The sequence below is a fragment of the Aquabacterium sp. A3 genome (assembly GCF_038069945.1).
Classification (GTDB): Bacteria; Pseudomonadota; Gammaproteobacteria; order Burkholderiales; family Burkholderiaceae_C; genus Aquabacterium.
Map to the genome: position 1 here is coordinate 185452 of NZ_JBBPEV010000004.1, position 14787 is coordinate 200238.

Genomic DNA, 14787 nt, shown 5'->3' on the forward strand with positions numbered 1-14787 from the left:
AAGCATTCTTGCGTTCAAATCAACAATGCAACACCTCACCGACATGGCCTTCTTCGTGACGCTGGCCCAGTCGCGCAACCTGTCGGCGGCGGCCCAGGACCTGGGCGTGTCCACCGGTGCCGTCAGCCGGCGGCTCAGCGCCCTGGAAGCTCGCCTGGGCATCCGCCTCATGAACCGCACCACACGGCGCATGCAGCTCACGGAGGAAGGCGAGCTTTACCAGGAAGAAGGCCGCCGCCTGCTGGCCGAGGTCGATGAACTGGAACAGCGCGTGGCGGGACGCCGAGCCCAGCCCCAGGGCCTGCTGCGGGTGAACGCAGGGTTTGGCTTTGGTCGTCACTTCATCGGCCCGGCCGTGGCCAGCTTCATCCAACGCCACCCGGGCGTCGAAGTGCAGCTGCAGCTCACCGACCGCCCCCTGCAGTTACACGAAGACGGCATCGACGTGTGCATTCGTTTTGGCGAGGTGCCCGATGCACGGGTCACCTCACGCCAGTTGGCGAGCAACCGACGACTGCTGGTGGCCAGCCCCCGCTATCTGCAGCAGCACGGTGTACCCCAACACCCGCAAGATCTGCGCAAGCACCGCTGCATCTTCATCCGCGAACGCGACGAGGTGCATGGCGTGTGGGCCATGCGCGATGCCCAGGGCCACGCCCTGGCGGTCAAGCTGGGCGTGGCCGCCACCACCAACGATGGCGAGGTGGCCCTGGACTGGGCCCTGCAGGGCCTGGGCATCTTGCAGCGCTCGGAGTGGCATGTGGCCCCTTACCTGCGTTCAGGCCGCCTGCAGGCGGTGTTGCCCGGCTGGCAAATGCCTGGCGCAGACATCCACGCTGTGTACCCGGCCCGTAAGAACCTGTCGGCCAAGGTGGTGGCGTTTGTGGAGCACCTCAGCGAGCGTTTTGCACCGCTGCGGCAAGCCGGGCCTGAAGAGGCCTGGTGAAGTGTGCTGAGGCAGCACCGCCACCCGTGACGCCACCGCGGCTCACATCAGCGCAGGCACCCCAGCATCGGCCGATGACTCTTCGCAATTGATCAGGTCCACGCTGCGCGTGTCGATCACCTGGGTGGGACTGATGCCAAACACCTCGGTGAACGCATGATCCACATGGGACAGATCATGGAACCCCGCTTCGGCCGCGATCGCCGTGAAGCTCAAACCACGTCGCCACAGAAAACACGCGCGCCAGACCGCCAGCCACCGCGCGTATTGCTGAATGGTGCAGCCGGTTTCTGCCTTGAACAGCGCCCTCAATCGCGACGCCGACAGATGAACCTGCGCACACAAGGCATCACTGTCGATTTCATTGAGCGGCACGGTGCCCAGCACCTGAATCACTTTGCGCACCCTGGGGTCCTTGGGTTGACGAGGCTCCAGAGGCTCACCGATGAGGGCCGCCACCGTGTGATCCATCAAGGATCGGGCATCTGCCGGGCTGAGTTCTCCACGAGAGGCCGACTCGATGGCCGGCAACAGATGTGCGAACTGCTCGATGGGCAGGTTGATCAACTCCTGTGTGCCCAGCATCTGCTTGACCTGCGCCAAGCGGGTGGTGTCGATGGGGATGTAGAACAAAGCCACCCGGCTGTCGATGGCCGTGACCCGGTTGCGCCGGGCGCCCGGGGCCACGAGCGACGCCCGCGTGCGCAGGGTTTGACCGTTGACCTCGATCTCGTAAGGCTCGCCACAGGCGATGCGCAGCGTGGCGCACAAGGGGCTGGTCGAGCGATCCAGAACCAGCGTGCGCGCCAGCAAAATCAGGCTGCACGGCCAGTAATAAAGCGTCAGCCCATGCGGGGCCGGATGAATGTTCTTGCCAGCGTCTGAAAGCACCCTGAATACCGCCAAAGGTGTTTTGATGAAAGCAATCGATTGTAGAAAAGCAGAAATCACCTGAGCACCCAGGTGATCCCTGCCATCGACACCCCCGCATGGGGGTTGTATTTCATTGAAACTCGGGCGTCACCACCTTGAACGAATATCGCTGCGCTTCATGGAGAGCATTTCTCGCAAAAAATCCCGGTGCGCCTTCACCGACCGGCTCAATTGTTCCGGGGGAATTCGCTCCGGTGTGTCCTCTTCCGTGTGGTAATGCGGCGTGGCCATCGTCAGATTGACCGAAGGCACCCCCAGCTCACCCATCGCGCCCTCCAGATCGCCATTGGCGGTCAGGTCAGGAATCGTGCGGAAGGTGAACGAATACACCTGGTGTCGGTGCATGTGTTTCTTGAAGGTGCGCGCCAGGGCCGGATGCTTCGTGGTGAACAAGGCGCGCTCTTCGTCGCCGCTGCGCATCCAGGTGAAGTTCAAGAACCCCAGGAACGACACATGCTCTTCACCCTGGGCGGCCAGGTGATCCAGATTCATGAAGAGGTCCACCTCGGGAATCAGGTGCTTGTTCTTGGCAATCCAGTGGTTCATGCCCAGGTGCGGATAGCCGGCATCGTGCCCGGTGACCCCGACGAAAATCATGTCTCGCGGACGCATATGCACCGGCAGCGCCGCGAAATATTCGGCCAGCCCGATCAGCCCCGACACCCCGGTGGCATTGTCCAGCGCACCGGTGAACCAGGCGTCATAGTGCGCACAGATCACCATGCAGCCAGGCAGCAAACCTGAGCCCGGCAAGGTCGCCACCACATCATGGGTAATGCCCTGCTCGTGGCGGGCGTCCAGGTTCCAGGCGATGCGCCCGCCTGCCCTGGCGGCACGCCGCAGGCGCTTGAGCTCGCTGACCCCCAACTGGAAGGCGGGGATGGGGTTGTCGTCCAGGTAGTTCTCGGAGTAGCTGGTGGGGCGGATGAGGTCATCGGGTGCACCAGAGGTCACGAACATGGCGACGGCCCCCAAAGACGCCGCCGTCTGGTAGGTGCTCTTGTAGGTGGCAAACACATTGAGCAGGGCTTTGCCATTGACCACGATCGCCTTGCCATGCAGGTCTTGCGCCTTCAACTCGGCATCGGTGCCATAGCCCACATCCACCAATTCAGCCTCGCCCTGCCCGCCGCGCGTCGACCACACCGGAAAGCTGTTGACCTCGCCCACTTCACCGCCCGACACCAGTGTCACCTTCCACTGGTCCAATTGCCACTTGCGGAACTCGTAAGCGTCCACCACGGTGCTGATGCCCGCCTGCGTGAGGCGCTCGGCCAACCAGTGGGTGGCCTGCTTCTCGGCAGGGTAGCCCGCCCAGCGCGGCTGGAAGGCGCACAACTCACGCACCCAGCGGTGCAGGCGCTCAGGATCCATGGGGTCTGTGGCACCCCAGCCCCAGACCGGCGCCCCGGCGCCCGACAGGGCCGCAGCGCCTGCCAGCGCGACAGACCGCTTCAAAAACTCGCGACGAGGTGCCTTCAACGAACGAACTTCAGACATTTCAAAACCTTTCCATGATCCATTGCGCCACAGTGGGTGCGGCCTTGTCGACGATGTCGGAGTGCCCTGTGGGCCACCGCGTGTAAGTGACGTCCACACCGCGACGCCGGTAGTCGCGAGCGAGCTGATCAAGCCGCGGGTACAGGATCACGACGTCGCCCAGTGCGGCGTCCAGACGCACGGGCACCTCGCGCGACATGGGCAGAAGCCGCACATCGTCTTGCTCCAGCGCCCGCTCCAGTTCAGCCAGCATCTGCGGCCCCTTGGGGCCCTGTGCCTGCCTGGGGGACAAACCACCCCACGAGCCCTTCTTGGTCAAGTCGGCCAGGCACAGGCGCTCCAGGTCTGGCCACAAGGCCAGGGCGCGCTCCGACAGCCCGCCCTCCTCCAGCGCCAAGCGCTCAAAATCCGGATCGACGGCGGCGACTCCTTTGACGGCCAGCGCGGCCAGCGCCACGGCCGTGTCAACACCGGCGCCTGCCAGCCCGACCGGCTGGAAAAACGCCACCACGCGCTCCATCTGTGTGACTGGCGCCATCGAGACCACGCCCGCCAAGGCCAGCCCCTCCAGGGGGGGATGCTTGCGACTGCCCGCATTCAGGGCCGCCACGCCGCCCTCCGAGTGCCCAGCCGCCACCCAGCGCCCGCCGATCTGAGGCCAATGCCGCGCCACGGCCTGAGCCATGTCCCGCATGGACCGCGCCAGCGAGTCGCCGCGCAGGTAGGGGTGGGGGCCGTCTTCGCCCAAACCTTCGTAGTCTGGGCGCGCCACCACCGCCCCCTGTGTCAGCAAGGCGGTGGCCAGCGAGTCACCTTGCTGCATGCGACGCAACTCGGACGAGCCCGACATGCCGCGCGATGGGGCGCACGCATCGGCCACGCCGGTGGTCATGTGGCCATAGACCACCAAGGGCCAGTCCCGCGCCCGCTGGTAGGCCCCATGGGGCACCAGCACGATGCCAGACGCCAGCGCGGGCTCGCCGCGGACATTGACCGTGGTGTATCGAACAAAGTAAGAGGTGGCCGCAGGAATCACATCGCTGGCTGCAGGCGCGGCCCAACGGTCGACCAATACCCCTGGCGCCAACTGCCGCCAATCACTGCGTGCCGTGGGCGCGATATTCACCTTGGGGGTATCGGGAATATAGGCGCTTTGCTGCCAAGGCGGTGACCACCAACCCTGGCCAAGCACCCCCGCCTGGGTGATTGTTGAATGGCCCCACAAAATCGCCAGCAAAGGCAATGTGCATATCCAGAACTTCATTGGACTCAAACCGCCCACATATGGAGCGATCAATCAGTTGCAATGCCGGGAGGTTAGCGATTTCGATTTCCGACGGCTTGTATGAGACAACTGACTCCGGCCCTGCTACGGGACAACACGGAGAGGGAAACCGCGAAGTTTCGGGCGCGGTTTTTGGCATGTGCATGGCGTGCGCCGAAGACGAACACGCCTACCGCGGCCAGCAGGAAGATGTGATGGAAACGTTGGGGGCGTTGATCAGGCGCTCGAGGGCGCATCAAACTCGGCAATGTGATCGTGGATCGCCTCCAGATCCTGCTCGGCACCATCGGTCAGCAAGACGCGGTACCTGGATGGCATCAAGCCTGGGCCTTCTTGGCCTTGAGTCGGGCCACCACGTCAGACATGGGCTTGATCTTGCCGGCAGACACTTCCTGCTGGCCCAAAGCCAGCACCTTCAACAGGGCCAGGGTTTCCTGTGTGGCCTCGTAGCTGGCCACGTCCTGCAAGACTGCCTTGGCCCCGCCGTTCTGGGTGATCACCAGGGGCTGTGGGACCACTTCAAACGGCTGGCTGCTGGGTTTTGGGCCTGAGTACGACGGATGGACTTACACCCGCCTTACATCGCGCCCAGAAACAACAAAGCCCCGCAATCACTGCGAGGCTTTGAATGGAATCAGATGGTGCCGGAGAAAGGAATCGAACCCTCGACCTTCTCATTACGAATGAGCTGCTCTACCGACTGAGCTACACCGGCGTCCAAGCCTTGGATTCTAACACGCTCTCGGCCCTGCTCACTGTGCCTCGCGGTGGTAGGCCGTCACGCGCTCCACCTCGTTTTTCGAGCCCAGCACCACCGACACGCGCTCGTGCAGTTGCGTGGGTTGCAACTCCATGATGCGCTGCAAGCCATTGGTGGACGCACCACCGGCTTGCTCCACCAGGAAGCTCATGGGGTTGGCTTCATACATCAGGCGCAGCTTGCCGGGCTTGTTGGGTTCGCGCTTGTCCCAGGGGTACATGAAGATGCCGCCACGGGTCAGGATGCGGTGCACATCGGCCACCATCGAGGCCACCCAGCGCATGTTGAAATCCTTGCCGCGGGCGCCTTCCTTGCCTTGCAGGCACTCGTCGATGTAGCGCTTCACGGGCGGGGCCCAGTGGCGCATGTTCGACATGTTGATGGCGAATTCCTTGGTGTCTTCAGGGATGCGCACGTTGTCTTCGGTCATCACCCACGAGCCCTGCTCGCGGTCCAGCGTGAACATCACCACCCCCCGGCCCACGGTCAGCACCAGGGTGGTCTGCGGGCCGTACACGCAGTAGCCGGCGCACACCTGAGCGGTGCCGGGCTGCAGAAAGCTGCTGTTGCTGACATCGGCGCCATCCTGGTGCTTGAGCACCGAGAAGATGGTGCCAATGCTCACGTTCACGTCGATGTTGCTGGAGCCGTCCAGGGGATCGAACAGCAGCAGGTATTCGCCCTGCGGATAACGGTTGGGCACCGCCAGCATGTCGTCCATCTCTTCAGAGGCCATGCCGGCCAGGTGGCCGCCCCATTCATTGGCTTCGATCAACACCTCGTTGGCGATGATGTCGAGCTTCTTTTGAACCTCGCCCTGCACGTTCTCGCTGCCGGCCGTGCCCAGCACTTCGCCCAAGGCCCCCTTGTTGACGCTGATGGCGATGCGCTTGCAGGCACGGGCCACCACTTCGATGAGCAGGCGCAGCTGCGCCGGAATTTGCGCCTCACCGCGCTGTTGCTCGATCAGGTACTGCGTGAGGCTGATGCGTTTGGTCATGGGAGTGAATCCGAAAGAGTTGACGTTAAAGAGGGCTCAATCCTGCAGAGCGCGCGTGATGATCTCGCGCACATCATCAGACAGCTCGGTGCGCTGTGCCACGCGGCTGAGCGCTTCACCCGCCGCCGTGCGGTAGGGCTCGGCCAGTCGCCGCCAGTGGTCCATGGCGCGGGCCAGGCGGGCCGCCAGTTGCGGGTTGATGGCGTCGATGTCGATCACGCGATCGGCCCAGAACACGTAGCCGGCGGCATCCGCCCGATGGAAGGCCGCAGGGTTGTTGGCGCACAGGGCCATCAACAGGCTTCGGGCACGGTTGGGCGTGCGCAGGGTGAAGTCAGGGTGCTGCATCAGGGCCTTGGCGCGCGCAAAGACCTTGCCGCCCTGCTCTGGCGCCATGGCCTGCAGGGTGAACCATTTGTCGATGACCAGGGCCTCGTCCTTGAACTGCGCATGGAAGCGCTCCAGTGCACCGGTGGCCAGCTCGGAGTGGGCGTTCACCAGGGCCGACAAGGCGCCGAGACGGTCGGTCATGTTGCCTGCGTCCTTGAAACGCTGCAGGGCCTTCCCCGGCCAGATGGGGTTCTGGCGCACGGTGCTGTCCAGCACCAGCATGCTCAGGGCCAGGTTGGCCAGGGCGCGGCGGCCGGCGCTGAGCGAATCGGGCGAGTACCCCCCCAGTTCGGCATGGGCCTCGTAGGCCCACAGCCAGTCGTCATGCAGGGCGTGGGCCAGTTGCAGCTTGAGGCTCTCGCGCACGTGGTGGATGCGCTGCGGGTCGACCACCTCCAGCTGCTCGGCCACGTAGGCCTCGCTGGGCAAGGTCAGCACCAGCTCTTTGAAGGCTGCGTCCAGGTCGGGGTGGCGCAACACGGCGTGCAGGGCGTCTTTGAGGCGCCCATCCAGCTCGATGTGCCCATCGCCCTTCACCGCCTGAAGGATGCGGCGCAGCATGAGTCGCTGCCCAGCCTCCCAACGGTTGAACGGGTCCAGGTCATGGCTGAGCAGGGTGAACAAGGCCTCGTCGCCCAGTTCGGCCTCCAGCACCACCGGGGCCGAGAAGCCCCTCAGCAACGACGGCACAGGTTCGGCCGGCACATGCACAAAGGTGAAGGTTTGCGAGGGCTCGGACAGCACCAGCACCGTGTCATGCCCCAGGGGGTTCAGCTGTCCTTCCAGCTGCAGATTCAGGTTGCGGCCGTCGTGGGTCACCAGGCCCATGGCCACGGGGATGACAAACGGCGCCTTGTCGGGCTGCCCGGGCGTGGGCGCGCAGGTCTGACTGAGCGTGAGGGTGTAAATCTGATGGTCGGCGTCGTAGACCCCGTGGGCTTGAACCCGAGGGGTGCCCGCCTGGCTGTACCAATGCTTGAACTGGGGCAAGCGCTGGGCCAGCTCGCTGTCGGGATTGGCGTCGGCAATGGCCTGGGCAAAGTCGTCGCAGGTCACGGCATGGCCATCATGGCGCTGAAAGTACAGCGCCATGCCTTGGCGGAAGCCTTCTTGCCCCACCAGGGTGTGCATCATGCGCACCACCTCGGAGCCCTTTTCGTACACCGTGGCGGTGTAGAAGTTGTCGATGGCCAGGTAGCTGTCGGGGCGCACGGGGTGGGCCATGGGGCCCGCATCTTCGGGGAACTGCAGCTGGCGCAGGGTGCGCACATCTTCAATGCGTTTCACCGCGCGGGCGCTGTTGCTGCCGGCCATGTCCTGGCTGAACTGCTGGTCCCGGAAGACGGTCAGCCCCTCTTTCAGCGAGAGCTGGAACCAGTCACGGCAAGTGACGCGGTTGCCCGTCCAGTTGTGGAAGTACTCATGGGCGACCACGCTTTCAACGTTGCCAAAGTCAACATCGGTGGCGGTGGCGGGGTTGGCCAGCACGAACTTGGTGTTGAAGATGTTCAACCCCTTGTTCTCCATGGCGCCCATGTTGAAGTCGCTCACCGCGACGATCATGAAGCGCTCCAGATCGAGGCTGAGGCCGTACTTGGCCTCGTCCCAGGCGATGGAGGCGATCAGCGAGTTCATCGCGTGCTCGGTCTTGTCCAGGTCGCCGGCGCGCACGTAGATCTGCAGCAGGTGCTCGTGGCCCGCGCGGGTGCGAATGCGCTGCTCGCGGCGCACCAGATCGGCCGCCACCAGGGCAAACAGGTAGCAGGGCTTGGGATGGGGGTCCACCCACACGGCAAAGTGCTTGCCCCCCTCCAGCGAGCCTTCTTCCACCAGGTTGCCGTTGGACAGCAGCACAGGGTACTTGAGCTTGTCGGCCTTGAGGGTGACCTTGTACGTGGCCATCACATCCGGGCGGTCCAGGAAATAGGTGATGCGCCGAAAGCCCAGGGCCTCGCACTGGGTGAAGAAGCCGCCGCTGCTGTTGTACAGACCCGAGAGCTGGGTGTTTTTCTCAGGCGCACAGGTGGTGCGGATCTCCAGCGTGAAGGGCTGCTCGGGCAGCTTGTCCAGCACCAGTTGCTGATTCTCGAACCGGAAGGACACCGGCTCCCCGTCCACCAGCACGCGCGTCAGGGTGATGTCTTCACCATCGAGTCGCAGCGGGGCACCGGCCTGTGCCGGGTTGGGCTCCAGGGTCATCTTGTTGATGACCAGGGTCTTGGCCGGGTCCAGGTCGAAGCTCAGGTCGACCGTCTTGATCCAGTAAGCCGGCGGCGCATAGTCTTCGCGCCGCACCAGGGGGGCTGTCCCTTCACGCATGGTGATTCCTTCTTGAGCCCTTGTGGGGCAGGTTCATAGGATCAGATGCCTTGCTTCAGGCTGGCCTCGATGAATTGATCGAGGTCGCCATCCAGCACCTTCTGGGTGTTCGAGATTTCCACGTTGGTACGCAAGTCCTTGATGCGCGACTGGTCCAGCACATACGAGCGGATCTGGTGGCCCCAGCCCACATCGGTCTTGGTGTCTTCCAGCTTCTGCTGCTCTTCCATGCGCTTGCGCATTTCATGGTCGTACAGGCGCGAACGCAGGCGCTTCCAGGCCACGTCACGGTTGCTGTGCTGGCTGCGGCCGTCCTGACACTGCACCACGATGCCCGTGGGGATGTGGGTCAGGCGCACGGCAGAGTCGGTCTTGTTGATGTGCTGACCGCCCGCGCCCGAGGCCCGGTAGGTGTCGGTGCGCACATCGGCCGGGTTGATGTCGATCTCGATCGAGTCATCCACCTCGGGGTACACAAACACCGATGCGAACGAGGTGTGGCGACCGCCCGAGGAGTCGAACGGCGACTTGCGCACCAGACGGTGCACACCGGTTTCGGTGCGCAGAAAGCCAAACGCATAATCACCTTCCACCTTGATGGTGGCGCTCTTGATGCCGGCGGTGTCGCCCGGGGTCTCGTCTTCCATGTCCACCTTGAAGCCCTTGCGCTCGCAATAGCGCAGGTACTGGCGCAACAGCATCGAGGCCCAGTCACAGGCCTCGGTACCGCCGGCGCCGGCCTGGATGTCGATGAAGCAGTTGCTGGGGTCGGCCGGGTTGCTGAACATCCGGCGGAACTCCAGGCCTTCAACGTCGGCCGTCAGGGCGGCCACATCGTCGGCGATGGACTGCAGACCGGCCTCGTCACCCTCTTCTTTCGACATCTCGAACAGCTCGGCGTTGTCGGCCAGGCCGCTGGTCAGGCGCTCGATCACAAGCACCACGTCTTCCAGCGACTTTTTCTCTTTGCCCAGGGCCTGCGCGCGCTTGGGGTCGTTCCAGACGGTGGGGTCTTCCAGCTCGGCGTTCACTTCGGCCAGACGGCGGGATTTTTCATCCCAGTTAAAGATACCTCCGAAGGTCGTCCGTGCGCTCGCGCAGATCGGCAATGTTGGCGCCCAGGGCGTTGATGGTTTCGATGTCCATGGTCAATCCTGCTCAGTGTGCGTGTGGCCAGGCTCGCCCCCGGGGCGAATCAAGGCAAAAAGGCCCCGCTGTCGTCGACAGGAGCCTTGCGTATGGGCTTATTTTCTCACGTCGCGGGGCCCGTCAGAAACCGGGCCATGCACGCCGCGAGGGCCTCGGGCTGGTCATGGTGGAGCATGTGGCCGGCATCGGCCAGGGTTTCCAGCCTGAAATCGGGCACCAGCTTGACCCGCTCCAGAAATTCGTCACGCCCGAACTTGCCATTGAAAAACAGAAAGTACAGGGTGTCCGCTCCCTCGACGAACAAGACCGGACAACGGATGCGCGTCAGGAAGGCCCTGACCTCTTCCACACGGTACAGAAAGGGTTGGGGGCGTTTGTGGGCGGCGTCGGCATTGATCACCCAGCGCTCGCCCTCTGGCCGCCCCCAATGGCCGGCCAGCCACAGTGCAAAGCTGTCGCGCAGGCGGGGGTTGTTGGCCTGCAGCCGCTTGGCCACCTCGGCCTGGCTGGCGTAATCCTTCAGTTGCACGGGCGTCTTGAGTTCGTCCAGCCACTTTTCGTAGCGCTGCGGGGCTTCTTCAGGCTCGGTGGCCGGCAGACCGAAGCCCTCCAGGTTCACCAGCTTGCGGATGCGCGACGAGCGCACGCCCGCGTACAGCATGACCACGTTGCCGCCCATGCTGTGGCCCACCAGGTCCACGGGCTGCTGGGGCGAGAGGTGGTCCAGGATGGCGTCCAGATCGCCCAGGTAATCGGCAAAAAAGTAACAGTCGGTGCCCGGCGGCGCCGCGGTGCGCCCAAAACCTCGCCAGTCCACGGCCACCATGGGACGGTCCGACCACCCCGGCTGCTCGCGCAGGGCGTCCACCATGAACTGAAACGAGGCGGCCACGTCCATCCAGCCATGCACCAGCACGACCAGCGGCTGCTCGGGCGTGACGCGGGCAAGGTCGCCCCAGCACAGCAGGTGGTACTGCAGCCCCCGAATGTCCAGGGACAGCGTTTGGGCCGGATGGGTGGGTTGGTAGCTCGTGGGCGGGAGGGTGGGCGAAGACATGCGCGGGTCCGGGGACGCTGGGTGTGACTTTATGCCGGGCGGGTCACCTCATCTTGAGGGGATCGGGGACCCTCGGGATGCGACATCATCGCCGATGGTGCCATTTTTAACCTAAGCTCTCGTCCCTGTCGTCCAATCATCCGTCGGCCAGACACTTCAAGCCGTTGTGAATTCCCTACCGCCCCATTCTCACGAGCCACCGCAGGAGTCTCACCCGCTGAGCACCCCGGTCATGGGCCGTTTCGGCCCGGTGGCCGCCTGCCTGGCCGCCTTGGCCGTGGTGAGCATGGGGCTGATCGCCTGGTCTCACCTGGGCTGGCGCACCATCCAGGAGCGCTCGCACGCGTTCGATGCGCAGCTGTCGTCCATCCAGTTCAGGCTGCACCGCAGCCAGTGGCTGGTGGAAGAAGCCTTGCGGCAGCCCGACACCGCCACTCAAGAAGCCATCGTGCATCCGCTGGATGAAGCGCGGGTGCTGGCCAGCCGCCTGGCGATGGAAGACTCGCCCCTCATGCAGCCCTCGCTGACGCAGTGGATGGCGCAACTGCACCTGGCCGAGGCCGCCGTGCTGCAGCGGCTGCGCCGGCCGCAAGAGGTCCATGAGGCCACGGTGAGGCAGGCCCTGTCGGGCCTGGACCTGGCCTCGGTGGGGGTGACGCAGGCCTGGCAGCAAGAGCTGGAACTGGCCCGGCTGCACCAGAGTCGCCTGGACAAGATCAACATGGCCCTGGTGGGCGGTCTGACGCTGGTCCTGCTGTGCGCCATGTGGCTGGCCCACCGGCAACGAGACCGGGCCATGGGCGTGCTCAAGAAACGCGAAGCCCAGTTGAGGGCCTTTGCCGATGTGCTGCCCGATCTGGCGTTTCGGCTGGATCACGAAGGGCGCCATCTGGACATCTACGGCAACAACCTGCCCTTGCTGGGCCGCCCGCCACAAGCATGGCTGGGCCGACACCTGCATGAGTTCTTTGCCCCCGAAATGGCTGAGCGGCTGATGGGCACGCTGCGCACCGCCCTGTCCGAACGCAAGACGCAGTCGTCCAGCTTTGCGCTGGAGGTCAAGGGCCAGCTGCGCCATTTCGACAGCCGGTGCGCCCCGATCGGCGACAGCGACGAGGTCGTCTGGATGATCTGGGACATCACCGGGCGCCGTCAGACCGAGCGACGCTTGCGACGCAAGACGCGGATGTATGACTTTCTCAGCCACGTCAACCAGGCCATCGTGCGCTCGCAAGAAGAGCCTGCCCTGCTGGCACGCGTGTGCCGCGTCGCGGTTGAACATGGTCAGTTCCGCAAGGCCTGGGTGGCCTATTTTGACGAGGCGCACGATGACGGCAGTGCGCCGGGCCTGCAATGCCAGGCGGAGGCCGGTGATGCGCGCCCCGGCACCGACACCCTGAGCTTTCAGCTGCTGGAGACCCCCGCCCAGGAGGCGGTGCTGGACCGCAGCCTGCGCGAGGGGCGCACCTACCGCACGGCCGACCTGTCATGCGAGCCCTTGCGGCCGGCCTGGGCGCAAGACGCCATCGAGGCGGGCACGCCAGGCTGCGTGGTGGTGCCCCTCTACCGTGACCAGGCCTTGATCGGGCACCTCATCCTGGTGGGTAAACGGGTGGACGACCACGACACCGACGAGCTCGGCTTGTTTGAAGACCTCTCCAGCGACCTGTCTTTCGCCCTGACCACATTGCACCGCGAAGAACTGCGCAACCACGCCGAACAACGCATTCGGCTTCATGCCGCAGCCCTGGAAAGCTCGCGCGACGGCATGATGGTGCTGGGGCGGGACCGCTGCATCGTCAGCATCAACCCGGCCTTCACCGTCCTGACCGGCTATGACGAGCAAGAGGTCATCGGGCGCACGCCCGAGTTCCTGCTGCCCGACCACCCGGAGGAAACCATCGAAGCACTGCGCCGGGACATCATGGCGCAAGGCACCTGCCAGACCGAGGTGTGGTTCCAGAAAAAGGGCGGCGAGCTGTTCATGACCAAACTGTCGGTCAGCACCGTCAAAGGCCTGCAGGGCCGTCCCACCCATTTCGTGGGCGTGTTCACCGACATCACCCAGCTCAAGCAGACCGAAGAACGCCTGGCCCGCATGGCGCACTTCGACACCCTCACCGAGTTGCCCAACCGCATGATGATCCACCAGCGCCTGGCTCACGCCGTGAACCTGGCGCAGCGGCATCACACGCTGGTGGGGGTCGTGTTCATCGATCTGGACAACTTCAAGACCGTCAACGACGGCCTGGGCCACGCGGCCGGCGACAACCTGCTGCGACAGGTCGCGCAACGCCTGCGTCAACGCGTGCGACAAGAAGACACCCTGGGGCGCCTGGGCGGCGACGAGTTCATCCTGGTGCTGGAACACCTTCGGCACCCTCAGCAAGCCGCCCACGTGGCCACCTCCATCCTGGAGACGCTGGGCGAGCCCTTCACCCTGGACGGCGGGCAGCAGGTGTATGTGCGTGCCTCCATCGGGGTGGCCATGTTCCCGCAGGATGGCGTCGACGCCTCGGAGCTGGTGCGCAATGCCGATGCCGCCATGTACGAATCCAAACGGCGCGGCCGCAACAACTTCAGCTTCTACAGCAGCAATTTCACCACCGATGCCAACTCGCGCTTGCAGCTGGAAACCCGCCTGCGTCGGGCGGTGGAGCTGGGCGAGTTTGTGCTGCACTACCAGCCCATGGTGCGCATCAGCGATCACCGCGTGGTGTCGGTCGAGGCCCTGGTGCGCCTGAAGGCGCCTGAAGGCCAGGACGATCCTCCAATCTCGTCGATCGGCCCCAGCGAGTTCATCCCAGTGATGGAAGACACCGGCATGATCGTGGCCCTGGGCGACTGGGTGCTGGCCGAAGCCTGCCGCCAGGCCAAGGCCTGGCTGGACGCAGGCCTGGAGTTTGGCCGGGTGGCGGTCAATGTCTCACCCAGCGAGATCAGCCGTGGCGCCGTCCTGGACCGCCTCACGCGCATCCTGCAAGACACCGGACTGCCGCCCGAACGCCTGGAGCTGGAAATCACCGAAAGCGGCCTGATGGAGTCTGGCCCCGCCGCCGAAGCCTTCCTGCAGGCGGTGCATGCTTTGGGCGTGCAGCTCACGATTGACGACTTCGGTACCGGTTACTCGTCCCTGGCCTACCTCAAACGCTTCCCGGTGCAGCAACTCAAGATCGACCGCAGCTTTGTTCAGGACCTGCCAGGGCACGACAGTGACAACCAACTGGTCAGCACCATGATCGCCATGGCCCACGGCCTGCGCCTGCAGGTGGTGGCCGAGGGTGTGGAGATGCCCGACCAGGAAGCCTTCCTGGCGGCACTGGGGTGCGATGTGGCCCAGGGCTACCTGCATGGTCGCCCCTTGCCCGCGGAATTGCTCACCCCCTTGCTCAAGACCGCCTGAGAAGACAAGCTGAGTCCTGCAAAAAAAGCACGATCGTTCGATAAT

At 64.4% G+C, this 14787-nt stretch carries 10 protein-coding genes and 1 tRNA gene; 2 read left to right on the forward strand and 9 right to left on the reverse strand.

Annotated features, from left to right (window positions below; translation table 11 throughout):
* Positions 1 to 25: 25 nt before the first annotated feature.
* On the forward strand, positions 26 to 946 hold the full coding sequence (locus tag WNB94_RS13955; protein WP_341391022.1) for a LysR family transcriptional regulator: 921 nt from the start codon (positions 26 to 28) through the stop codon (positions 944 to 946).
* A gap of 42 nt (positions 947 to 988) precedes the next feature.
* Here WNB94_RS13955 and WNB94_RS13960 read toward each other — a convergent pair whose 3' ends face one another.
* The 9 genes from WNB94_RS13960 to WNB94_RS14000 form a co-directional block, all read right to left on the reverse strand.
* Positions 989 to 1837 carry an AraC family transcriptional regulator gene (locus WNB94_RS13960; protein WP_341391023.1) on the reverse strand — a complete coding sequence of 283 codons (849 nt, stop codon included), beginning with the start codon at positions 1835 to 1837 and terminating at the stop codon, positions 989 to 991.
* 129 nt (positions 1838 to 1966) lie between these two features.
* Positions 1967 to 3379: a M28 family peptidase gene (locus tag WNB94_RS13965; RefSeq protein WP_341391024.1), complete on the reverse strand. Its 1413-nt coding sequence runs from the start codon at positions 3377 to 3379 to the stop codon at positions 1967 to 1969.
* Position 3380: 1 nt separating this feature from the next.
* Positions 3381 to 4505: a lipase family protein gene (locus WNB94_RS13970; protein ID WP_341391025.1), complete on the reverse strand. Its 1125-nt coding sequence runs from the start codon at positions 4503 to 4505 to the stop codon at positions 3381 to 3383.
* Positions 4506 to 4981: 476 nt separating this feature from the next.
* Positions 4982 to 5182, reverse strand: a complete 201-nt coding sequence (locus WNB94_RS13975; RefSeq protein ID WP_341391026.1) for a type II toxin-antitoxin system prevent-host-death family antitoxin — start codon at positions 5180 to 5182, stop codon at positions 4982 to 4984.
* A gap of 121 nt (positions 5183 to 5303) precedes the next feature.
* Positions 5304 to 5379, reverse strand: a tRNA-Thr gene (locus WNB94_RS13980).
* A gap of 37 nt (positions 5380 to 5416) precedes the next feature.
* Complete coding sequence (locus tag WNB94_RS13985) at positions 5417 to 6424, reverse strand: class 1 fructose-bisphosphatase (protein ID WP_341391027.1); 1008 nt, start codon at positions 6422 to 6424, stop codon at positions 5417 to 5419.
* A 36-nt stretch (positions 6425 to 6460) separates the two neighbouring features.
* Entirely contained in the window at positions 6461 to 9133 is a 2673-nt protein-coding gene (gene pepN, locus WNB94_RS13990) for an aminopeptidase N (RefSeq protein WP_341391028.1), read from the reverse strand.
* A 41-nt stretch (positions 9134 to 9174) separates the two neighbouring features.
* Positions 9175 to 10279 (reverse strand): peptide chain release factor 2 gene (prfB, locus tag WNB94_RS13995; protein WP_341391029.1). Its coding sequence is split into 2 segments (ribosomal slippage): positions 9175 to 10197 and positions 10199 to 10279, totalling 1104 coding nucleotides; the frame shifts between segments, so codons are not numbered across the junction.
* Positions 10280 to 10385: 106 nt separating this feature from the next.
* Complete coding sequence (locus WNB94_RS14000) at positions 10386 to 11339, reverse strand: alpha/beta fold hydrolase (protein WP_341391030.1); 954 nt, start codon at positions 11337 to 11339, stop codon at positions 10386 to 10388.
* A gap of 232 nt (positions 11340 to 11571) precedes the next feature.
* Between WNB94_RS14000 and WNB94_RS14005 the strand changes: the two genes are divergently transcribed.
* The gene (locus WNB94_RS14005) at positions 11572 to 14742 is read left to right on the forward strand and encodes a sensor domain-containing protein (protein WP_341391031.1); all 3171 of its coding nucleotides are present in this window, start codon (positions 11572 to 11574) and stop codon (positions 14740 to 14742) included.
* The last annotated feature ends 45 nt before the right edge of the window (positions 14743 to 14787 follow it).